The organism is Microbacterium sp. M4A5_1d, assembly GCF_053345465.1.
Genome location: NZ_JBKFAD010000002.1, coordinates 426,774 through 448,422, shown reverse-complemented (window position 1 = coordinate 448,422; position 21,649 = coordinate 426,774). Strand labels below are relative to the sequence as shown.

22 protein-coding genes and 1 tRNA gene are annotated in these 21,649 nt (G+C 68.8%); 7 read left to right on the top strand and 16 right to left on the bottom strand.

The genetic code is table 11. The features are described 5' to 3' along the window. Window positions 1-40: 40 nt before the first annotated feature. From ACLBWJ_RS10385 to ACLBWJ_RS10345, 9 genes are all read right to left on the bottom strand, one after another. Window positions 41-565, bottom strand: coding sequence for a hypothetical protein (locus tag ACLBWJ_RS10385; RefSeq protein WP_274179299.1), 525 nt, complete (start codon window positions 563-565; stop codon window positions 41-43). Further along, window positions 562-1,026, bottom strand: coding sequence for a hypothetical protein (locus ACLBWJ_RS10380; protein ID WP_282501622.1), 465 nt, complete (start codon window positions 1,024-1,026; stop codon window positions 562-564). The genes ACLBWJ_RS10385 and ACLBWJ_RS10380 overlap by 4 nt, the downstream gene beginning before the upstream one ends. Before the next feature lie 29 nt (window positions 1,027-1,055). Next, complete coding sequence (locus ACLBWJ_RS10375) at window positions 1,056-1,502, bottom strand: hypothetical protein (RefSeq protein ID WP_447660259.1); 447 nt, start codon at window positions 1,500-1,502, stop codon at window positions 1,056-1,058. A gap of 29 nt (window positions 1,503-1,531) precedes the next feature. Beyond that, the gene (locus tag ACLBWJ_RS10370) at window positions 1,532-1,924 is read right to left on the bottom strand and encodes a hypothetical protein (protein WP_447660258.1); all 393 of its coding nucleotides are present in this window, start codon (window positions 1,922-1,924) and stop codon (window positions 1,532-1,534) included. A 128-nt stretch (window positions 1,925-2,052) separates the two neighbouring features. Beyond that, a complete protein-coding gene (locus ACLBWJ_RS10365) occupies window positions 2,053-2,532 on the bottom strand; it encodes a hypothetical protein (RefSeq protein ID WP_447660257.1) in 480 nt (159 codons plus the stop codon). A 122-nt stretch (window positions 2,533-2,654) separates the two neighbouring features. Beyond that, on the bottom strand, window positions 2,655-3,119 hold the full coding sequence (locus tag ACLBWJ_RS10360) for a hypothetical protein (RefSeq protein ID WP_282501627.1): 465 nt from the start codon (window positions 3,117-3,119) through the stop codon (window positions 2,655-2,657). A 38-nt stretch (window positions 3,120-3,157) separates the two neighbouring features. Continuing rightward, window positions 3,158-3,538: a hypothetical protein gene (locus ACLBWJ_RS10355; RefSeq protein WP_274179305.1), complete on the bottom strand. Its 381-nt coding sequence runs from the start codon at window positions 3,536-3,538 to the stop codon at window positions 3,158-3,160. A gap of 77 nt (window positions 3,539-3,615) precedes the next feature. Then, complete coding sequence (locus tag ACLBWJ_RS10350; protein ID WP_447660256.1) at window positions 3,616-5,364, bottom strand: WXG100-like domain-containing protein; 1,749 nt, start codon at window positions 5,362-5,364, stop codon at window positions 3,616-3,618. Then, window positions 5,364-5,633, bottom strand: coding sequence for a hypothetical protein (locus tag ACLBWJ_RS10345; RefSeq protein WP_282501629.1), 270 nt, complete (start codon window positions 5,631-5,633; stop codon window positions 5,364-5,366). Before ACLBWJ_RS10345 ends, ACLBWJ_RS10350 begins: the two co-directional genes overlap by 1 nt. Before the next feature lie 476 nt (window positions 5,634-6,109). Between ACLBWJ_RS10345 and ACLBWJ_RS10340 the strand changes: the two genes are divergently transcribed. Continuing rightward, a complete protein-coding gene (locus ACLBWJ_RS10340; RefSeq protein WP_323986727.1) occupies window positions 6,110-6,547 on the top strand; it encodes a hypothetical protein in 438 nt (145 codons plus the stop codon). Between the two features lie 72 nt (window positions 6,548-6,619). On the opposite strand, the gene ACLBWJ_RS10335 is transcribed toward ACLBWJ_RS10340, so the two are convergent. Then, window positions 6,620-6,710: transfer RNA gene (locus ACLBWJ_RS10335), tRNA-Ser, on the bottom strand. A gap of 71 nt (window positions 6,711-6,781) precedes the next feature. On the opposite strand from ACLBWJ_RS10335, the gene ACLBWJ_RS10330 reads away from it, so the two are divergent. Then, window positions 6,782-8,170 carry an MFS transporter gene (locus ACLBWJ_RS10330; protein ID WP_447660255.1) on the top strand — a complete coding sequence of 463 codons (1,389 nt, stop codon included), beginning with the start codon at window positions 6,782-6,784 and terminating at the stop codon, window positions 8,168-8,170. 3 nt (window positions 8,171-8,173) lie between these two features. Here the strand turns inward: ACLBWJ_RS10330 and ACLBWJ_RS10325 are convergent, their stop codons facing one another. Then, on the bottom strand, window positions 8,174-9,025 hold the full coding sequence (locus ACLBWJ_RS10325; protein ID WP_447660254.1) for a helix-turn-helix transcriptional regulator: 852 nt from the start codon (window positions 9,023-9,025) through the stop codon (window positions 8,174-8,176). A 100-nt stretch (window positions 9,026-9,125) separates the two neighbouring features. Between ACLBWJ_RS10325 and ACLBWJ_RS10320 the strand changes: the two genes are divergently transcribed. The 3 genes from ACLBWJ_RS10320 to radA all read left to right on the top strand — a co-directional run bounded on the left by ACLBWJ_RS10320 (window position 9,126) and on the right by radA (window position 12,421). After that, complete coding sequence (locus tag ACLBWJ_RS10320) at window positions 9,126-9,905, top strand: SDR family oxidoreductase (protein WP_447660253.1); 780 nt, start codon at window positions 9,126-9,128, stop codon at window positions 9,903-9,905. Window positions 9,906-9,937: 32 nt separating this feature from the next. After that, window positions 9,938-10,894: an L-lactate dehydrogenase gene (locus ACLBWJ_RS10315; RefSeq protein WP_114588768.1), complete on the top strand. Its 957-nt coding sequence runs from the start codon at window positions 9,938-9,940 to the stop codon at window positions 10,892-10,894. 162 nt (window positions 10,895-11,056) lie between these two features. Beyond that, complete coding sequence (gene radA / locus ACLBWJ_RS10310) at window positions 11,057-12,421, top strand: DNA repair protein RadA (RefSeq protein ID WP_112617666.1); 1,365 nt, start codon at window positions 11,057-11,059, stop codon at window positions 12,419-12,421. A 218-nt stretch (window positions 12,422-12,639) separates the two neighbouring features. Here radA and ACLBWJ_RS10305 read toward each other — a convergent pair whose 3' ends face one another. The 3 genes from ACLBWJ_RS10305 to ACLBWJ_RS10295 all read right to left on the bottom strand — a co-directional run bounded on the left by ACLBWJ_RS10305 (window position 12,640) and on the right by ACLBWJ_RS10295 (window position 14,509). Beyond that, entirely contained in the window at window positions 12,640-13,047 is a 408-nt protein-coding gene (locus ACLBWJ_RS10305) for a dehydrogenase (RefSeq protein ID WP_323986785.1), read from the bottom strand. 235 nt (window positions 13,048-13,282) lie between these two features. Further along, window positions 13,283-13,951, bottom strand: coding sequence for a hypothetical protein (locus tag ACLBWJ_RS10300; protein ID WP_282501638.1), 669 nt, complete (start codon window positions 13,949-13,951; stop codon window positions 13,283-13,285). A 45-nt stretch (window positions 13,952-13,996) separates the two neighbouring features. After that, window positions 13,997-14,509, bottom strand: a complete 513-nt coding sequence (locus tag ACLBWJ_RS10295; protein WP_269268250.1) for an amino-acid N-acetyltransferase — start codon at window positions 14,507-14,509, stop codon at window positions 13,997-13,999. 68 nt (window positions 14,510-14,577) lie between these two features. Between ACLBWJ_RS10295 and ACLBWJ_RS10290 the strand changes: the two genes are divergently transcribed. Both ACLBWJ_RS10290 and ACLBWJ_RS10285 read left to right on the top strand, forming a co-directional pair. After that, window positions 14,578-17,097: a circularly permuted type 2 ATP-grasp protein gene (locus ACLBWJ_RS10290; protein ID WP_447660252.1), complete on the top strand. Its 2,520-nt coding sequence runs from the start codon at window positions 14,578-14,580 to the stop codon at window positions 17,095-17,097. Continuing rightward, on the top strand, window positions 17,094-17,978 hold the full coding sequence (locus ACLBWJ_RS10285) for a transglutaminase family protein (RefSeq protein WP_282501640.1): 885 nt from the start codon (window positions 17,094-17,096) through the stop codon (window positions 17,976-17,978). Before ACLBWJ_RS10290 ends, ACLBWJ_RS10285 begins: the two co-directional genes overlap by 4 nt. A gap of 149 nt (window positions 17,979-18,127) precedes the next feature. Here ACLBWJ_RS10285 and ACLBWJ_RS10280 read toward each other — a convergent pair whose 3' ends face one another. Together ACLBWJ_RS10280 and ACLBWJ_RS10275 are read right to left on the bottom strand one after the other, a co-directional pair. Then, window positions 18,128-18,877: a gamma-glutamyl-gamma-aminobutyrate hydrolase family protein gene (locus ACLBWJ_RS10280; protein WP_282501641.1), complete on the bottom strand. Its 750-nt coding sequence runs from the start codon at window positions 18,875-18,877 to the stop codon at window positions 18,128-18,130. A 168-nt stretch (window positions 18,878-19,045) separates the two neighbouring features. Beyond that, window positions 19,046-21,571, bottom strand: a complete 2,526-nt coding sequence (locus ACLBWJ_RS10275; RefSeq protein WP_112617660.1) for an ATP-dependent Clp protease ATP-binding subunit — start codon at window positions 21,569-21,571, stop codon at window positions 19,046-19,048. Between the last annotated feature and the right edge of the window lie 78 nt (window positions 21,572-21,649).

Below are 21,649 nucleotides of genomic sequence, written 5' to 3'. Positions count from 1 at the left end.
GGACGGGCGCGGGGTGGCCATGGGCGACGGGCGGTCTCGGCTACTCCGCCGGCGGTTCCCCTTCACCGCACGCAGAGACGCCCAGCAGGGAGACGACCGTGCGGCCGTCCAGATCGATCACCTGGACATCGAGGATCATGCCGCTGGAGTGCTTCAATGCGATGGCAGGCACCGATACCTCGACCGTCTCGAACTCGCGGAACCCGTCACCCAGACGATCCGGGAGCGCTTCGATGAAGGCCGATCCGTTGAACCCCGCTTCGGGGGCAACGGTCCAGCGCGTCGAGTAGTAGAAGGAGTTTTCGGCGCACTCCAGGTAGGGCGAGTTGGACGGCAGGACCTCCGGGACCCCGCCGGGAACCTCATCCGCGACGCGCTGCATCATCGCGTCCGTATCAGCACGCACCTCATCGATCGTCGGCCGACCTGTCATGACACAACCAGTGATCGTCGTCGCTGCCAACGCGAGTATCGCTGAAAGCGCGACGCCTTTCGCGCGCCTCGAGGGCGGCATCTCGGAAGCGGCGTTTGCGCCGTACGGTGGTCTTTCCAGGGTGGGGATCATCTCGCCGGAGGCTGTCCTACCCCGCAGGGAGTCAGACCGAGCAGGTCGACAACGAGGCCTCCATCGACGTCGAGAACTATCACGTCGAGCAGGGCACCGCTGACGTGATCCAGAGCGACGGCGGGCGACGTGATGTCCACCGTCTCAGCGACCACGAAGTCCTCGCCTAAGCGACTAAGAAGAGCCTCCACGAACGCCTCCCCGTCAAACCCGGGGCCCGGCGTGACCCCCCAATGAAGAGTGGCCCAGTACGTGTCGTCGCCGCACGCAACGTAAGACGGGTCAGGGGTGGCGACCTCCACAACCCCACCCGGAACCTCGTCCGCGATCTGCTGCATGACAGCCTCGGTCTCAGCCCGCACGTCTTCGAGCGTCGGTCGCTCCGCCACTGCACACCCCGACAGGGCCACGGCTGCCAGCGCGCCGATGAGGGCGGCCGACGAGGTGCGCGTGGCTGTCATAAGAAAATCCGTTCGCAGGTGACACCCCATCACACTCCCTCAGGATCGCCATCACCGCATGGCGCGAGACCGAGAAGATCCACGACAATGTCTCCTTCAACTCCCAGTACCTTGACGTCGAGGACAGCCCCGCTGGCGTGATCAAAGGCCACGGCTGGGGACCTGATGTCCACCGTCTCGGCGACCACGAAATCAGAGCCAAGGCGGCCGGGCAGCGCATCAACGAATGCTTCGCCGTCGAAACCAGGCTGTGGAGTGACCGCCCAACGGTTGATGGAGTAATACCCACCGCCATCGCAAGCCAGGTAAGCCGAGTCGGGAGTTCGCACCTCGACGACACCTCCGGGGATCTCGTCCGCGATTCGTTGCATCGCTGCCTCAGTATCCGCTCGCGCCTGTTCGAGCGTCGGTCTTCCTGCCATCGCGCACCCCACCATCGTCATGCCCGCCAGCGTCAGAACTGCAGTGACCGACACTGCACGGGACCGCCTCATCGATTCGCTGCTCATTCGGTCGGCGGCTCGCCATCGCCGCATGGCGTGAGTCCAAGAAGGTCGACAACAACACCGCCGTCCGACTCAAGAACCACGACGTCGAGGACCGCGCCGCTGACGTGGTTGAGGGCCACGGCCGGGGACTTGATGTCCACCACCTCGGCAACAACGAAGCCATCACCCAATCGCGCGGGCAACGCGTCGACGAACGCTTCACCGTCGAACTCGGGCCCCGGCGTTACGACCCAATGGTTGATCGAGTAATACCCGCCACCGTCACAGGCCAGGTAGGCCGAATCAGGGGTACGGACCTCGACAACACCATCGGGAACCTCGTCCGCAATCTGTTGCAACACGGCCTGAGTCTCGGCCCGCGCCTCTTCGAGCGTCGGTCGTCCTGCCATCGCACACCCCGCCATCGTCGTCGCCGCCAACGTGAGGAGTGCCGAAAGCGCGACGCCTCTCGCCCGCCTCCAGTGAGGCATCGCGGAAGCGGCGTCTGCGCCGCCCGGTCGTGTCGCAAAGGTCGAGATCATTTCGCCGGAGGCTCCCCCACCCCACAGGGAGTCAGACCGAGCAGATCGACGACAATGCCTCCGTCGACCTCGAGAACTTTCACGTCGAGCAGGGCGCCGCTGGCGTGATCGAGAGCGACAGCAGGTGATGTGATGTCCACGGTCTCAGCGACCACGAAGTCTTTGCCGACGCGACCGGGGAGGGCATCGACAAACGCCTCCCCGTCAAACTCAGGCCCCGGCGTCACGCCCCAACGAAGAGTGGCGTAGTACGTCTCGTCGCCGCATGCGAGGTGGGTCGGGTCAGGGGTGGCGACCTCCACAACGCCGCCCGGGACCTCGTCCGCGATCTGCTGCATGACAACCTCGGTTTCAGCCTTCGCCTGCTCGAGCGTCAGTTGATCCGCCATCGCGCACCCCACCATCGTCATAGCGGCCAGCACCAGAACAACAATGGCCGAGAAGACGCGTCTAGGTGAGGTCGCGCGAAGGCTCATCGGCGGCATCCCCTCACACCCCCCATCGTTATGCCGGTCAATACCCACTGGGTCATCTGTCGGTCGGAGCAATGCGAGGCATTGCGTCCCACCTGGACAACCGCCGCGACAGGCGGTTTCGGCTACTCCGCCGGCGGTTTCCCTTCACCACACGCAGAGACGCCCAGCAGGGAGACGACCGTGCGGCCATCCAGATCGATCACTTGGACGTCGAGGAGCATACCGCTGGAGTGCTTCAATGCGATGGCGGGCACCGATACCTCGACCGTCTCGAACTTGCGGAACCCGTCGCCCAGACGAGCCGGGAGCGCTTCGATAAAGGCCGGACCGTTGAACCCTTCTTCGGGGGCAACTGTCCAGCGCGTTGAGTAGTAGAAAGAGCTCTCGGCGCACTTCCAATAGGGCGAGTCGGACGGCCGAACCTCCGGAACCCCGCCGGGAACCTCATCCGCGACGCGCTGCATCATCGCGTCCGTATCAGCACGCACCTCATCGATCGTCGGCCCACTTGCCATCACGCACCCCGTCATCGTCGTTGCAGCCAAAATGAGGATCGCCGTGGCCGCGACATTCTTGAGCCCTCTCAACGCCCCGCCGCTTCCGCGAGGACCGGGAAGCCCGCGGTTCACCCCGGCAGCTCACCTCTTGCACATGGAGCGATCGCGTAGACGTCAACGACCTCGGCCCCATCGACGCCGGCGACGATGACATCCAGGATGATCCCGCTCGCATGGTTCAGAGCGACCGCCGGGAACGAAATGTCGACGACCTTCTCGTCGACGACGAAATCTTCGCCCAGACGGTCGGGGAGGTCGCGAACGAAATCCGCACCATCGAAGGGCCGGTCTGGCGTCACCCCCCACCGGGCGCTGTAGATGTATGCGCCTTCTCCGCAGGCCAGGTAGGGCGATTCTGCGGAGAAATCCTCGATAGTGCCGCCTGGAACTTCATCAGCGATCGTTTGCATCACCGTCTCGGTCATTGCGCGTGCCTCGTCGAGTGTCATCTGCTCTCCTGATGTACAGCCCGTTATGAGCAGCGCTGTCAGGATCCCGAGGGCAACTCCGACGGCCCGACGGCGGCTCATCGTGTTAGCTCGTACAAGATTCGGTTGACCTCACGGCGCGTGCGCGGATTGAGCTGCGCGTCTGTTGACAATAGCCAGTTATGTTGTTCGATGGGATCCCCCGCGGTTATCCCGGAATCGAGCTCAGTGATGCCATTCTCATGCGATGGGGCGATGGCATACCCCAGCGGGCCGACTTGCACGCCGTCGAGATAACGGTTGACGTCATGGGGGCCTTGAATGGCGTAGTACTCAGTGCCGTCGCGGGCTTCCCAACCCTCCAGCATCCCGATCCCACCTAGCAGCACGCGTGCCTGAAAATCGGCGCCCGCAGATTCCGCCGCACCGCCGATGGCGGTCCCGAAGGAGTGCTCTAGCGACATCAACGGCGTGTCGCCCACGACGACGTCGAGCTCGTTCTCGAAAGCTGCGTACCGACTGCCGAGAGGAAGCGCCCAGAAGTTCACCTGTGGTCCCTGCGTGACAATTGTCTCGGGCGCGAGGTGGGGGAAGAATCCCTGCTTCAGAACGAATCCGGCGACATCAACCCCGATGGGCCCCTCGTCAACAACCAGCTCGGTGAGCGCGGTGATCCCTTCCTCACCAGTGGAGGAGTAGAAGCTCTCCATCGTCGTGTTGGTCCCGGGCATGAAACTCATGATGACATCCGCTTTCCCGACGTCACCGAACATCTCGATGATCTGCTGCCGGTCCCGGTCGTAGTGGTAGAGCGACACGTCTCCTGCCACCACGCGCTCGAGGTAGGCGATCTCGGAGTCAAGAGCGGCAAGGCGATCAACGTACTGCTGCTCGTTGAACTGGTGGATGATCTGCCTCAACAACCACGGGTCGGCCAGCCTGGAGAGAGGGCTAAGGATCGGCGGCCCCTCACCGGTGAGCAGGGTTCGCTCCCGCAGGAGGCCCTCCAGATTCGCCGCGGCCACGAGACGATTCGCCGCTTCGCGAACGACAGCCGGGATGCCACCGAGGGTTCCGATCAACTCGGGGATACCGTTCACCAGCAGGGTCCGGGTTCCGTCGACGAGCGCGCCCCACCAGGTCGCGACCTCCGCCGGAGGGACACTGCGGATCAGGTCGAGGACTTCCGGGTGCACGGCGACGAGCGCCCGAAGGTCCGCCTCCGACAGCGACGCGACCAGCGTCAGCAGCCCGCCGCGTGGGATAGCCGCAGCACCCCCGCGAGCGAACACTCCCAGCGCGCCTCGAACGTCTCGGGATGACAGCGCGGACATCAGCGCGTCGTCGGCCGCGGCACGCCTCTCGCACAGCGCATCCCATTCCGCCTCCACGGCGTCGAGAGCATCCCGGGCGTCGCCGAGCTCGATCTCCAACGCACGAGCGCGAGCAACAGGCTCGGGAAACGAGACGTAATTGTTCGACGACTCCGCCCGCGCAACCCGCAGCTGGCCACGGAGCTCCTCGCGCTCATCCGCGACAACAGCGCGGCGCCGGGCGAGCGAGTCCTGCTCGTCCTTGATCGCGCGAACCACCTCCGCATATCCCCTCAGCGCACCGGCCGCGGCGCTCATGCCCGTCGCCAGCACCAGCAGATCGGGCTCCACCGCCGCCACCTGGCGCTGGAAAGCATCGTGAGCTTCGCCCGACCACGAACCGGATGCCGCCTCCGCTGCGGAACGAACGCTCGTCTGCGACGAACGGATGCTCTCTGCCCGCTCTCCCCAGTCGTCGGCCATGGCAGCCATCGCGGAAGGGTCGCCGGCGCCAGGGTCATTCCGGTCGACCATCAGTACGCCATGACTCCGTCGAGCTGAGTGAACTCGTTCGCCGATGCCTCCGGGCGCCGACCAACGGTCACCAACGTCTCGCTCGCGACCGCCGCACGAATGCTGTGCTCGGTAGCGACATCCTGCAGAACAGACGCGACCTCGTTCGACCCGATCACGCTCTCGCTGACGTATCCGAGCTCGCCGGAGTTCCTCACAGCGCGGCCCGCCGCACCGATCGTGGTTGCCGACGAGCGAAGCGTGTCGAAATGCACGGAAACGTCGGTCATGCCACCCTCCTCAAGGCATGGCCAGCCTATGAGCGCAGTCGAAGAAGCGAATCGCCCAAACGGATGAGAATTCCTCGGCCAAGGCTCGCCAGCGCGAACGCAGAAGCCCCGGTCGCAGCTGGTGCTGCGGGTGTACCTGACCCTAGCCGGATCGGTTCAGCCTCCCGCAGGCGGCTCGTCGCGAGTTTGGCGTCGGTGCAGGGAGGAAAGGATGACGAAGAGAACCGCCCCTCCACCGACGCCGCCGATCAGCCCTGACCAGAACTCCTGCCCCAGAGCAATCGCCCAGATCATACGAACAAGTCCGAGGACCACGACCAGCAGGAATGCCGCAATCAGGAGTTGGAATCGCCTGCCCAGTTTCGACGCGCGTGCCCGCACGGATCGACTCCGCCAGACGAGTTCAGGCGTCGCAGTCGTCGCGCCTCATCCTCTAGCTCCAGGGTTCCCAGCGTGTTGAGCGCCTCCACAGTGGGATGCTGCAACAGCAGGCCCTCTCGAGCGCGCTGCCGGAGCTCGTCGTCGATCTCGTCAGCGACCCGAAGGCAGCGAACGCCCACGAGACGAGCATTCCGACAGTCAGTGCCGCGCTGGCCGCCGAGCCTATGCACGGTCGCGGCCCTACCCCGATGATGGGTTCGGAGGCGCATCGAACTATGGAAACACCTCAGCCACCGACGGATCCTGCAGCTCGTCGGCGAAACCACCAGCTCATGATCGCGGGCGTTCTCTGCTACCCCGTGGCGGGACTGTTGCTGCTACATGCGCTCGGCGAGCCCGGCGCCCCGTTGCCCTGGGTACTCCTGGGGCTGTGGGTAGCTCTCGCAGGTGCTGCGAACGTGTTCGCCTGGAAGCGTTACTACAAGCGATACCCGCCGCAGCCATGGCCGGGCTCGCCGCAGAACCGCGGCTGACAGCACGACCCAGATCCGCACCACACACGCCCCACACATGCAGAAAACCCCCGGGTAACCGGGGGTTTTCACTGGCGGTGACGGTGGGATTTGAACCCACGGTAGGGGGTTACCCTACACAACTTTTCGAGAGTTGCACCTTCGGCCGCTCGGACACGTCACCGCCGACCAGCTTACGACATCCGAGGCGATGCTGCGAACCACGGCGTCCCCGGCCGGGCGTAGCGTGTGTCTGTGACGCGATCATCGGCCCCGCAGACAGCTCTCATCGTCGCGATCGCGTCGCTCGCGTCATCCGTCGCGTTCCTCGACAGCACGATCGTGAACGTCGCGCTCCCCGCGATCGAACGCGAGCTCGGCGGCGGTCTCGCGACGCAGCAGTGGGCGGTCGACGCGTACCTGCTGACGCTGTCGTCGCTGATCCTGCTCGCGGGCTCCGTGAGCGACGCCTACGGGCGCCTCCTCGTGCTGCGCATCGGGCTGGTCGGCTTCGGTGTCGCCTCGGTCGCGGTGGGACTCGCGCAGGATCCGGTCTTCCTCATCGCCGCACGCGCCGTCCAAGGCGCGGCGGGCGCCTTCCTCGTGCCGAGCTCGCTCGCCCTCATCACATCGCTCCTCCAGGGCCACGAGCGCTCTCGCGCCATCGGCCTGTGGACGGCCTTCACGACCGGTGCCTCGCTCGTCGGGCCGCTGCTCGGCGGCCTCTTCGTCGACCTGCTGTCCTGGCGCTACGCGTTCCTCATCAACGTCCTGCCGGTGGCCGTCACGCTGTGGCTCGTCGCACGACTCCCCGTGCACGACGAACGCCGAGCCGATGCGGGCATCGACTGGTTCGGTGCGGTCCTGTGCACGGCGGGCTTGGGCGGCATGGTCTTCACACTGATCGAGCAGCCGAACCTCGGCTGGGCCTCCCCCGCGATCTGGATGCCGCTGGCCGGCGGCGCCGTGATGTTCGCGGCCTTCCTGCTGCGGCAGCGCACGTCGCGGCATCCGATCCTTCCGCTCGGGCTGTTCCGGACTCGCAACTACTGGACCGGAAACCTCGCGACCCTGTTCGTCTACGCCGCCCTTTCGCTCAACGGCTTCGTCGTCGGCGTCTACCTGCAGGAGGGCGCCGGCCTCAGCGCGACTCTGGCCGGCCTCGCGAGCCTGCCGACGACGGTGCTGCTGATCGTGCTGAGCCCGTGGGCCGGCTCGCTCGCGGAACGCCTCGGCGGACGCCTGTTCATGACCGTCGGCCCGCTCGTCATGGCCGGCGGCGCACTGATGCTGCTGCTCGTCGGCGAGCGCTTCGACTACCGGTGGCAGGTGCTGCCCGGCCTCGTCGTGTTCGGACTCGGGCTCGGCGTGACCGTCTCGCCGCTGACCTCGACGATCCTCGGCGCGATCGACTCCGAGCGCTCGGGCATCGCCTCGGCGGTCAACAACGCCGTCGCGCGGGTCGCGGGCCTTGTGGTCATCGCCTTCCTCGCACCCATCGTGGGCGGCGCGCTCGACCTCGATGGATTCCACCGAGCAGCGATCGTCACCGCCGCGCTCATGGCCGCGGGCGGGCTCATCGCCTTCACCGGCATCCGGAACAGCGCACCCTCAGCTGCAGCAACCCCGTCCGCGGCTGACTGACGCTCAGGCCGGCGAGCGCTCCGCCGCGAGCGGCCCGAGCACCGACAGCATCCGCAGCTTCTCCGCCGCTTCCGACCCGGGCTCCGGGGTGAGGGTGAGGAGGGCTTGCGAGCGGTCCTCCGTGAACAGCACCTGGCAGTCGACCTCGATCTCGCCGACGGCCGGATGCACGACGACCTTGTGATCGGCGAAGCGCTCGGCGACCTCCTCGAGGTCCCAGAGCCGCGCGAACTCGGCGCTCCGCTCGCGCAGGTCATCGACCAGACGCGCGGCCCGCGACCCTGCGCCACCCCGGCCCGCGACGGCGCGCAGGTTCGCCACGATCGCCCGGCTCTGCCGGTCGTGATCGGATGCCGGGTACACCGCCCGCTCGCTGACGGGATGCACGAACCAGCACCAGGCACCGCTGCGTTCGGGTCCGATGCGCCGTTCACGCGCGCCGAACAGAGCCCGCGCGAGATCGTTCTGCGCGAGAGTCTCGTCGAGCTCGGTGATCACGAGCGCCGGGATGTCGTCGAGCCGATCGAGCACCCGCTGCAGCGCCGGCGCGACGTGATCGGCGGCTCCGGAACGCTCGGGCGGCGTGTGCCCAGCGAGGCGGTGCAGGTGGTCGCGCTCGGAACGCGAAAGCCGCAGCGCCCGCGTGAGCGAGGCGAGCATCTGCAGGCTCGGCTGCGGCCCGCGCTCCTGCTCGAGGCGCGTGTAGTAGTCGGCGCTCATCAGGGCGAGCTGCGCCACCTCCTCGCGTTGGAGCCCCGCCACACGGCGGCGCTCTCCGGACGGCAGCCCGACATCCTCCGGACGCAGTCGCTCGCGGCGCGCGCGGAGGAATCGGGCGAGAGCGGCACGGTCCACGCATCCATTGTGAACGCGGCGACCCGCCCGAGCCAGGGACCGCCGCTCCCCCGTTCGGGCGTGCCTGGATGCACCAGGATGCCGCGACGAGAGTCGGGGCATGGACATCACCGGACGCACCATCTTCATCCCCGGCGCGACGAGCGGCATCGGCCGGGCGCTCGCCATCGCCCTCGCCGAGCGCAGCAACACGGTCATCGTCGGCGGGCGCCGTCGCGAGCTCATCAACGACCTGCGCTCTTCCTACCCCGGCCTCGACGGCGTCGAGATCGACACATCGGATGCCGCATCCATCGACCGTGCCGCCGCCGAGGTTCTGAGACGGCATCCCGATCTCGACGTGCTCGTCACGATGGCGGGCATCATGAACGCCGAGGACTGGACCTCTCCCGCGGGCTTCGTCGACAGCGCGGAACGCACCGTCACCACGAACCTGCTGGGACCGATCCGGCTGATCGGCGCGTTCATCGAGCACCTGCTGACACGCCCCGCCGCCACGATCATGACCGTCTCGTCGGGCCTGGCCTTCGCTCCGCTCGCCGCCACCCCCAGCTACAACGCGACGAAGGCCGCCGTCCACATGCTGAGCGAATCACTGCGACTGCAGTACGCAGGATCGCCGGTGTCGATCGTGGAGCTCGTGCCGCCCGCCGTGCAGACCGACCTCATGCCCGGTCACGCCGAGAACCCGCAGGCGCAGCCGCTCGACGAGTTCGTCGACGAGGTCATGTCGATCCTCGAGCGGGATGCCGACGTGGGCGAGGTGCTCGTCGAGCGCGTCGAGTTCCTGCGCCACGGCGAAGCGCGCGGCGACTACGCCGACGTCGTGCGCGCACTCAACGCGAGCGACCCGCACGCGGGGCAGCGAGGGGGCCGGTAGCGACTCTCATTCGCCCCTGCCAGACTGAGATCATGAGCGCGATCGAGAACTCCAAACTCACCGTCGTCGGCGCGGGCGCCGTCGGATCCAGCGTGGCCTACGCGGCCCTCATCCGGGGATCGGCCCGTCACGTGGCCCTCTACGACATCGCGACCGAGAAGACCGAGGCAGAGGTGCTCGACCTCGCGCACGGGGCACAGTTCACGGGTTCGAGCGACATCATCGGCGGGTCCGACATCTCGGTCGCCGAGGGCTCGCACGTCGTCGTCATCACCGCGGGCGCGAAGCAGAAGCCCGGGCAGACGCGCACCGAGCTGGCGGGCGTGAACGCGGGCATCATCGCCTCGATGATGCCGCAGCTGCTCGACGTCGCCCCCAACGCGACCTTCGTCATCGTGACCAACCCCTGCGACGTGCTCACCGTCCTGGCGCACGAGGCCACCGACCTGCCGCCCGAGCGCATCTTCGCCTCGGGCACCGTGCTCGACACCTCGCGCCTGCGCTGGAAGATCGCGCGTCGCGCCGGCGTCTCGATCTCGAGCGTGCACGCGTACATCGTCGGCGAGCACGGCGACACCGAGTTCCCGCTGTGGTCGCACGCCACCATCGGCACGGTGCCGATCCTCGACTGGGTGCCGCTCGACGGTCAGCCCAAGTTCACGAAGGAGGAGCTCGACCAGATCGCCATCGACGTCCGCGACGCCGCTTACAAGGTGATCCAGGGCAAGGGCGCGACGAACTACGCCATCGGCCTCTCGAGCGCGCGCATCGTCGAGGCGATCCTGCGTGACGAGGATGCCGTGCTGCCCGTCTCCACAGTGCTGCGCGACTTCCACGGAGTCGACGGCATGGCGCTGTCCGTGCCGTCGGTCGTCAACCGCCGGGGCGCGTTCCCCGTGCGGGAGATCGAGTTCTCCGAGCGCGAGCTCGAGCTGTTCCAGCACTCGGCCGCGGCGCTCAGCGAGGTCGCGACCTCCCTGCGCGGCTGATCAGTCGGTACGCCGATACATCCGTCGGACCGGCGGTGCTGGTGTCGTCCCGGAGCCCCGGGAAGACGACATCCGCACCACCGATCCGACAGTTGTATCGGGGCGAGGCTCGCGGGGGGCCGGTGACCGAGGGATGTCGGAGGTCGCGCCTACCCTGGACGCATGGCCTCTCGACGTCCCGCTGCCACCTCGGCCTTCAAGTGCACCGAGTGCGGGTGGACGACGGCCAAATGGGTCGGCCGATGCGGTGAGTGCCAGCAGTGGGGCACGGTCGTCGAGGCGGCGACGCAGACCGGCATCACGTCGACCGTGACGGCAGTGAGTCCCGGTGCTGCCCGCGCCGCTCGTCCGATCACCGAGATCGACACGACCGAGGCGCCTCGACGTTCGAGCGGCGTCGGCGAGTTCGACCGCGTGCTCGGCGGTGGCGTCGTCCCCGGGGCGGCGATCCTGCTGTCGGGCGAGCCGGGCGTCGGAAAGTCGACCCTGCTCCTCGAGGTCGCCGCACAGTCCGCCCGCTCGGGGCGACGAGTGCTGTATGTCAGCGCGGAGGAATCGCTCGGTCAGGTCCGTCTGCGAGCCGAGCGCACCGGCGCGCTGCACGACGCCCTCTACCTCGCGAGCGAGACCGACCTCGCCACGGTGCTCGGCCACGTCGATGAGGTGCGTCCCGACCTGCTCATCGTCGACTCGGTGCAGACGGTGTCGTCGTCGCTGTCCGACGGGGTCGCGGGCCAGCCGAGCCAGGTGCGAGAGGTCGCGTCGACGCTCATCCGCGTCGCGAAGGAGCGTGACCTCCCCGTCCTCATCGTCGGACACGTCACGAAGGACGGGTCGATCGCCGGCCCACGGGTGCTCGAGCACCTCGTCGACGTCGTCTGCCAGTTCGAGGGCGACCGCCAGACCTCGCTGCGCTTCGTCCGGGCGCTGAAGAACCGCTTCGGGCCAACGGACGAGGTCGGATGCTTCGACATGACGGGCGACGGCATCGCGGAGGTGCCCGATCCGAGCGCCCTGTTCCTCGGGCACGGCGACCCCGTGCCGGGCACGTGCGTCACGATCGCGCTCGAGGGGCGTCGTGCCCTGCCGGTCGAAGTTCAGGCGCTGACGCTCAAGACCGGCGCCCCTAACCCTCGACGTGTCGTCAGCGGAGTGGACAGCGCGCGCGTCGCGATGATCCTCGCCGTGCTCGAGAAGCGCGGCGTCGCCGTCACGAGCGACCAGGACGTCTACGTCTCCACCGTGGGAGGTGTACGCCTCGTCGAGCCCGCCGCTGACCTCGCCATCGCCATCGCCATCGCGGGCGCCGTCGGCGGCAGGGCCGTGTCGCGACAGGTGGCGGCCTTCGGAGAGCTCAGCCTCGCCGGAGAGATCCGCCCGGTCACCCAGTCGAACCAGCGGCAGTCCGAAGCGAAGCGCATGGGCTATACCGCGGTGGTGGATGCCTCATCCCGCACGATCGGCGGTGCGATGCGCGACCTGCAGGTGCGCCAGCCCGCGGCATCCGCCGCCGACGCCGGCTTCTGACCCGCCCACCCCGACTCACCTGGACTCACCTGGCAGTTCACGCCCCCACCCCAGGGATGAGGGGGCACCAACTGCCAACCCAAACTCGGAGCCCCAACCCACCCCGACTCACCTGGCAGCTCACGCCCCCACCCACGCGCCGAGGGGGCACCAACTGCCAACCCAAACTCGGAGCCCCAGCCCCAGCCCCAGCCCCAGCCCAAACCACGAGCCCGAGGTTAGGCGTCGAGGGCGGCGATCACGTCCTGGGGGGCAGCCTGCATCGGGTGCGGGCCGGCGATGTCGAAGAACACGGTGCTGATCTCGGCCTCGTGCACGCCGAGGAAGGCGCGCAGGCCCCCGGGCGACTGCAACGCCACGTGGGCGGGAAGCGCCGCCGGCTTGTGCGCCGCATCGCTGAACAGCAGCAGCGCGACATCGCCGGTGTTCGGATCGCGATACGTCCAGATCTCACCGACGTCGCGCGGATCGTCACGGTTCCCGGGTCGCATGAGCGGCACCACCGTCGGACCGTGCCGCAACGCGAATGCGAGGGCAGCCATGTCTTGCGTCTGCAGGGCGTCTGCGAGCTGCGGGTTGCGGAACTCGGGCAGCGGCTTCTTCGCGCCGCGCTTCTTTCCAGCCATCACCTCAGCCTAGAGAGAGAAGGGGCCCTCTCGAACTCTTCATTGGGGACTGAGGAAATCGAGAGGGCCCATCGCTCACCCGAGGTGGGGATCCGTCGTCGCGATTCTGGGGGGTTTCGCGACTACTCGCTGCTGGGGACAGCGGGGGTCCTCGGGGAACTGCATCCAGGTTACGGCCGGGCTCGCCGCCTGTCGCCCTCTCTCCGGTGAGAAAAGTCTCACGTCGGTGAACGCGTCAGCGCAGCACGAACTGACGTTCCTGTTGCGCAGCCAGCCCGCCGATCTCAACTGCCAGGTTGAAGTAGCCCGCGGGCGCTGCCGGACGCTCCGCGTCGCACGTGTCGACCGACGAGCGGGTGCGGTCCCAGGTGATCGGAGTCACGCTCGACACCGTCTGGCCGGGGTCGATCTGCACGACCTGATCGCTCGACTCGCTCTGGCAGTCCGTCGAACGCCACCATACGTCGGGTCCGCTCGCGACCGTGAGCTTCTGCGTCGCCGTGCCCACATTGAGCAGGCAGGGAGCCGAGCCGGAGTTCGTGAGCGAGATGGACAGCTGCGGCAGTTCGCCGGCTCCGTAGGACTCCTTGTCGGTGACCGCCGAGACCTGGACCGAACGAGCGGAGCACGCCTCGACCTCGGCCGGCGTCGCGTCCGACGACGGCTGCGGCGCACTGGGGGATGCCGCGGGCGTGGGCTGATCCGCGGGCGGTGACGCCGGTGCCTCACCGGCATCCGACGACCCAGCCGGAGCGGGAGTGCTGTCCGCTGCCGATCCCTCCCACGGTCGCCAGAACGCGAGCACGACAGCGGCGATGAGCACCAGCACGACGAGCAGCAGCACGAGACGTCGCCGGCGGTAGACCGCGGGCGAATGACGGCGTCGGGGCGGCGTGTCGGTCATGAAGCCAGGGTAGGCCGCAGGTCGGATGCCGCCCGGGCGGCACGCCTACAGGTGCTTGAGCATCCGGGTGTTGCCCAGGGTGTTCGGCTTGACGTGCGCGAGGTCGAGGAACTCGGCGATGCCCTCATCGGGGCTTCGCAGCAGCTGCGAGTACACATCGGCGTCGACGATCTGCTCGCCGATCGCCTCGAACCCGCGCCGCGCGAAGAAGTCGACCTCGAAGGTGAGGCAGAACAGGCGCGAGAGACCGAGCTCGCGAGCGCCCTGCTCGAGCCGGTCGACGATGGCGCCGCCCACCCCACGGTGCAGCCACTCGTCCACGACGATGAGGGTGCGCACCTCGCCGAGGTCCTCCCACATGACGTGAAGGGCGCCGCATCCGATCAGCTGCCCGTCGGCCTCGGCGACGACGAACTCCTGCACCGACTCGTAGAGCACCACGAGGTCTTTGCCGAGCAGGATTCGTCGCTGCACCCAGGGGTCCAGCATCTCGCGGATGCCGCGGACGTCGCTTGCCTTCGCGGGGCGGACGACGAAGGCCGGGTCGTCTGAGCTCACGCCTCAACGATAGTCCGCGCCGGTAAGGTTGCCTCAGCCCGAGATCCCTCCCGCCTTGGAGTGCCGACGTGAGCGTGCTCCGTGATTACGCCGCCGCAGTGTCCCAGCCGACACTGCCTCTGTCGTCGCTTCCCCACGGCCCGGCCGACCTCTCGCGGTACGACGAGGTGGTCGATGCCGACGGCGGCCTCCGCCCCGCGTGGCAGTCGCTCGCCGGCCTCGCGCTGGCCCTGACGCCGTCCGAACTTTCGCGCGTCGAGGGAGAGATCACCCGCTTCCTCGCCGACGACGGTGTGACCTACGTCCGGCCCGACAGCGGCGCCCAGCCCTGGCAGCTCGACCCCGTTCCGCTCGTCGTCGACGCGGCCAGCTGGGCCCCGCTCGAGACGGGCCTCGCGCAGCGCGCCGAGCTGCTGAACGCCGTCCTCGCCGACCTGTACGGACCGCAGACCCTGCTCTCGTCGGGGATCGTCCCCGCCGCCGCGGTGCTCGGTCACGCGGGATTCCTCCGCCCCCTCGCGCGAGCGACCGCGGCCGACCGGCATCCGCTGCTGCTGTCGGGCACCGACCTCGGACGCGACGCCGACGGCGAATGGCGGGTGCTCGCCGACCGCGTGCAGGCCCCGTCTGGGCTCGGGTTCGCGATGGAGAACCGCCGCGTCATCTCGCAGGTGCTGCCCGACCTATACCAGCAGAGCGATCCGCACCGCATGGAGCCCTACTTCTCGGCGCTGCACGCGACGCTCGCCGCGTCGGCGCCCGAGGGCGTCACCGAGCCGCGCGTGGTCGTCCTGACGCCGGGGCCACACTCCGAGACCGCCTTCGACCAGGCCTTCCTCGCCCGGGGCCTGGGCCTGTCGCTCGTGCAGGGCAGCGACCTCGTCGTGCGCGGGGGGCGGGTGTGGATGAAGCCCACCGGCTGGCCCCGCCGCGAACCGACCGAGCAGGTCGATGTCATCCTGCGCCGCGTCGACGCGGAATGGTGCGACCCCCTCGAGCTGCGGTCCGACTCGCGCCTGGGTGTCGCGGGCCTCACCGAGGCGGTGCGCCGCGGAACCGTGCGACTGGTCAACGGGCTCGGGGCGGGCGTCCTCGAGAACCCGGCGCTCCTGCCCTACCTCCCGGCCGCGTGCGAAGCCCTGCTCGGGGAACAGCTCCGCCTCTCGGCGGTCCCGACGTGGTGGTGCGGCGACGAGGCGGCGCGCGCCGTCGTGCTCGAACGCGTCCGCGCCGGCGATGACTCCGTGCTCGTGCGTACGCTCGACGGGTCACGCCGGGATCTCACGGGGCTGGATGCCGCGGCCATCGCCGACCGCATCGAGGCGAACCCGCACCGATACGTCGGTCAGGAGCTGCTGCCCCTCTCGCAGGCCCCGGTCTGGACCGGCGAGGGCGCGCGTGCCCGGGCTCTGATCTTCCGCGCGTTCACCCTGCGCCACGGCTCGGCCTATCGCCCGCTTCTCGGCGGCCTCGCGACGGTGCGAGAGAGCCCCGACGCAGCCCCGACCACGAAGGACGTCTGGGTGCTGAAGGCCGCCGAGGGCGACGCGGACCAGGGCCTCGTCGAGATCGGTCCGCTCCCGGGCGGCCGCAGTGCTCCGAGCATCGCACCGCGTGCCCTGGACGACATGTTCTGGTCGGGGCGATACGCCGAACGGGCCGAAGACCTGCTGCGGCTCGTGCTCACGGCGCAGCAGCAGCTCGACCTCGCCGGCGCCGGCCGCGCCAGCCACACGAGCGCCCGCGTCCTGCGCGACGCCATCCACCGGCTCGCCGGTCCCGGACCGGATGCCGCTGACGCCGACTTCCGGTCGCTGCTGCTCGACGCGGCTCGGGTCGGGTCGACCGCCCACGCGCTCAGCCGACTGCGCGACGCGCTCGACGGTGTCCGCGACCAGCTGTCCGGCGACACGTGGCGCGTCTTCGCCGGCATCGAACGCGCCTCCCGCGCCCTGCGGGCGTCGCCGCACGCCCACCGCACGGCCGAGTCGGCGGGACGCATGCTCACGGTCGTGCTGTCGCTGCAGGGCGTGACCGCCAACATGATGCGCGACACCGGCTGGCACTTCATCGAGGCGGGACGCTTCCTCGAGCGCGCGCTTCAGGTGTGCCACATCCTGCGAGTCGTCGTCGACCGCCGCGACGCACGCACCGAGCGGGCCGTGCTCGAGGCGCTGCTCACCGCGTCGGAGAGCATCGTCACCCACCGCCGCCGGTTCCGTGGCGCGGTGCGCCTCGGCGACGTGCTCGACCTGCTGCTGCGCGACCCCGACAACCCCCGCTCGCTCGCGTTCTGCCTCGCCGAGCTGCGCACGCATCTCGCCGCAGCCCCCGCGTCGACGGGGTCGACACGCCCCGAGCGCTTGGTCGACGACCTCGAGAATCTCGTCGATGCGATCGACACGGACGCGCTGGGGGATGCCGTCGACGGCATCCGATCGTCCCTCGCCGAGCTGCTCGACGACCTCACGGCGCAGCTCGAACAGCTGGGCGACGCGATCGACGAGCTGCACTTCGAGAGCGGACCGCCCCCGGTCGCGCTGTCGTCGCTCGCCCTCATCGAGGAACTGATGGAGGCTCGCGCATGAAGCAGTACCGCGTCTGGCATCGCACCGCCTACACCTACAGCGATCCCGTCGAAGACAGCGTCGGGCAGTTCCACCTGATCCCACGCGAGCTGCCCGGGCAGCGGGTGCGCGAGGCGGAGGTCGTCGTCTCCCCCGCCCCGGGTGACATGCGTCGCGACTCCGACTACTTCGGCAACTGGTCGACGTACTTCCACGTCACCGACGCGCATGAGGCGCTGTCGATCGAGGCGTCGAGCGAGGTCGCGGTCACCGCTCCCGAGTACGACGCCGCTGCGCTCGCGCTTCCCTGGGAGACGGCGCGGCCGCTGCGGCATCCCGACCAGGAGGGAGCGTGGCGCGCGGCGGAGTTCGCGATGCCCTCGCCCCGCGTCGCGCAGTCGGAGGCCACCGCCGCCTACGGCGCGATCTCGCTCACCCCGGGGCGCCCGATCGGCGAAGCCGCGACCGACCTGATGCACCGCATCTACACCGACTTCGACTACGACAGCACCGCGACCACCGTCACCAGCACCGTCGCCGATGCGCTCGAGAAGCGGGCCGGCGTCTGCCAGGACTTCGCCCACGTCGCCCTCGCGTGCCTGCGCTCGCACGGCGTCGCGGCCCGTTACGTCTCGGGCTACCTCGCGACGCAGCCACCGCCCGGCAAGGAGCGGGTCTTCGGCGCCGACGCCTCGCACGCGTGGCTCGCGGTCTGGCTCCCGGGCACCGACCAGTGGCTCGCGATCGATCCGACGAACGACCAGTGGGCCAACGACCGCTACGTCACGGTCGCGTGGGGCCGCGACTACGGCGACGTCTCGCCCGTCAAGGGCATCATCTTCACCGAGGCGAAGACCTCGACCCTCCGCGTCTCGGTCGACGTCGCCCCGCTCGAGCCCTGACCCGCCGGGTGAGCTGCGCGCGCCGTGCGCGGATGCGAGGGATCAGCGGCGACACCCCGGGTCGAGGCATCCATCTCCGGGGTGTCGGCCACGATCGCTTGCATCCCGGCACGCCGGCGGACGCCGACCGACCACGGATGCCGGCGGGATCAGCGGCGTGCGGCGTACTCCGTCGCGGCGGCGACGAGGCTGAGGAAGAGCCGTCGGTCGGCGGCTTCCTCCTCGGGATGCCACTGCACGGCGACGAGGAAGTCCGAACCCGGCGACTCGATCGCCTGCGGCAGCCCCTCGCCGCTGCGTGCCGAGACCACGAGGTCCTCGCCGAGTCGGTCGATGCCCTGGTGGTGGTAGCTGCTCACGGTGAGCGAACCCGTGCCGACGAGCTCGGACAGCATCGTGCCGGCCGACACCGAGACCCCGTTCCGCGCGAAGACACCGCCGCCGAGCTGGTACCGGTCGGTGCCCAGCACGTCCGGAAGGTGTTGATGGAGCGTGCCCCCCGCGGCGACGTTGATGAGCTGCAATCCGCGGCAGATGCCGAGGACCGGGATGCCGCGCTCGCGGGCACCCCGCAGCAGAGCGAGCTCCCAGTCGTCGCGGTCAGGCCGCGCCGGATCCGTCAGAGGATGCCGCGCGGCCCCATACAGCTCGGGCTGCACGTCGAGGCCGCCCGTGAGCACGAGCCCGTCGAGCCGGTCGAGCACGACGTCGGCGGCGGGCCCGGGCGAGGGCTGCGGCGGCAGCAGCACCGCCGCGCCGCCCGAGGACGCGACCCGGTCGAAGTACTGCTGCGGTAGGAAGCTCGCCCGCACGTCCCACACCCCCTGCTGCGCGCGCTCGAGGTAGGTCGTCAAGCCGATGACGGGTCGGGGCGCCGTCGTCGCGTCTTCGCTGCTCACGCGCCGATCGTAGAGCCGTCGTGTTTCGCGCCGATCACACGCCGCAGCAGCCCACAGCCCTCCGGCTGCGTCGTGCGGCGTGTCCCGCCGACAGGCCCCGGAAACGCCGGAGGGGCGGATGCCGCAGCATCCGCCCCTCCGTACGACTCGTCGCTCGCGCGATCCCGGTCAGTCGCCGCTCGCAGCGATGTCGGGGGTCGCGGCGATCTCGCCGGCAGCGCCGACGCCGACCGCGACCTTGCCCTCACGCGGAGCGGTCTCGAAGACGAACTTCGTGCCCTCGGTGTCGACCTTCACGTGGTCTCCCGCGTTGAGCTCGCCATGCAGGATCTTCTCGCTGAGCTGGTCCTCGACCTCGCGCTGCATCGCACGGCGCAGTGGCCGGGCACCGAGCGTCGGGTCGAACCCGATCTCGATGAGGCGGTCCTTGGCGGCATCCGACAGCTCCACCGTCATGTCGCGGTCAAGCAGCCGGTCGCTCAGCCGCTTCGTGAACAGGTCGACGATCTGGCGAAGCTCGGCCTTGTTCAGCTGCGGGAAGACGATGACGTCGTCGACGCGGTTGAGGAACTCGGGCTTGAAGTGCCGCTTGAGCTCCTCGTCGACCTTGCCCTTCATCCGCTCGTAGCTCGTCTGCGCGTTGCCCTCGACCTGGAAGCCGACCGGACCACCGGCGATCGCCGACGAACCGAGGTTCGTCGTCATGATGATCACGGTGTTCTTGAAGTCGACGATGCGGCCCTGACCGTCGGTCAGGCGACCCTCTTCGAGGATCTGCAGCAGCGAGTTGAAGATGTCGGGGTGGGCCTTCTCGATCTCGTCGAAGAGCACGACCGAGAACGGCTTGCGGCGCACCTTCTCGGTGAGCTGGCCGCCCTCTTCGAATCCGACGAATCCGGGAGGGGCACCGAACAGACGCGAGACGGTGTGCTTCTCACCGAACTCCGACATGTCGAGGGAGATCAGCGCGCCCTCGTCGTCGAACAGGAACTCGGCGAGCGCCTTGGCCAGCTCGGTCTTTCCGACACCGGTGGGCCCGGCGAAGATGAACGAGCCCGAGGGGCGCTTGGGGTCCTTCAGACCGGCACGCTGACGACGGATCGTGCGAGAGAGCGCCGCGATGGCCTCTTCCTGTCCGACGACGCGCTGGTGCAGCGCCTTCTCCATGAAGACGAGACGGCTGGTCTCCTCCTCGGTGAGCTTGAACACCGGAATGCCGGTGGCCTGGGCGAGCACTTCGGCGATGAGGCCTTCGTCGACCACCGCGTGCGACGCGACGTCGCCCGAGCGCCACTGCTTCTCGAGACGCAGGCGCTCGGCGAGCAGCGACTTCTCCTCGTCGCGGAGCGACGCGGCCTTCTCGAAGTCCTGCTCCTCGCTCGCGCGCTCCTTGTCCTCGCGGACCTTGGCGATCTTCTCGTCGAACTCGCGCAGCTCCGGCGGCGACGACAGGATCGACAGGCGCAGGCGGGCGCCGGCCTCGTCGATCAGGTCGATGGCCTTGTCGGGCAGGAAGCGGTCGCTGACGTACCGGTCGGCGAGGTTCGCCGCGGCGACGAGCGCGCCGTCGGTGATCTGCACCTTGTGGTGCGCCTCGTACCGGTCGCGCAGACCCTTCAGGATGTTGATCGCGTGAGGGATGCTGGGCTCGCCGACCTGGATCGGCTGGAACCGGCGCTCGAGGGCGGCATCCTTCTCGAAGTGCTTGCGGTACTCGTCGAGCGTCGTGGCACCGATCGTCTGGAGCTCGCCGCGGGCGAGCAGCGGCTTCAGGATCGACGCCGCGTCGATCGCGCCTTCGGCCGCACCGGCACCGACGAGCGAGTGGATCTCGTCGATGAAGACGATGATGTCGCCGCGGGTGCGGATCTCCTTCGTGACCTTCTTCAGGCGCTCCTCGAAGTCACCGCGGTAGCGGGAACCGGCGATGAGCGATCCGAGGTCGAGCGAGTAGACCTGCTTGTCCTTGAGCGTCTCGGGCACATCGCCCTTGACGATCGCCTGGGCGAGACCCTCGACGACGGCGGTCTTGCCGACGCCGGGCTCGCCGATCAGGACCGGGTTGTTCTTGGAGCGACGCGAGAGGATCTGCATGACCCGCTCGATCTCCTTTTCGCGGCCGATCACCGGGTCGAGCTTGTTGTCGCGCGCGGCCTGCGTGAGGTTGCGCCCGAACTGGTCGAGCACGGCCGAACCGCCCTGCGGCGCCTGGGCCTGCTCGCCCGCGCCGACGGTCGCGCCGGCGGGCTCCTTGCCCTGGTAGCCGCTGAGCAGCTGGATGACCTGCTGGCGGACCTTGTTCAGGTCGGCGCCGAGCTTGACGAGCACCTGAGCCGCCACACCCTCGCCCTCGCGGATGAGGCCGAGGAGGATGTGCTCGGTGCCGATGTAGTTGTGTCCGAGCTGCAGCGCTTCGCGCAGCGACAGCTCGAGGACCTTCTTCGCGCGCGGCGTGAACGGGATGTGACCGGTCGGCTGCTGCTGCCCCTGACCGATGATGTCCTGCACCTGCTCGCGCACCGCGTCGAGCGAGATGCCCAGGCTCTCGAGGGCCTTGGCCGCGACGCCCTCACCCTCGTGGATCAGACCCAGGAGGATGTGCTCGGTCCCGATGTAGTTGTGGTTGAGCATCTTCGCCTCTTCTTGGGCGAGCACGACCACGCGACGGGCACGATCCGTGAATCTCTCGAACATCGTCAGCCTCCTTTGAGCGCCGGGACTCCGGGCGCTTACGAAAGAGAGTAACCAGGCGTGGATACGGGTATGCCCGTG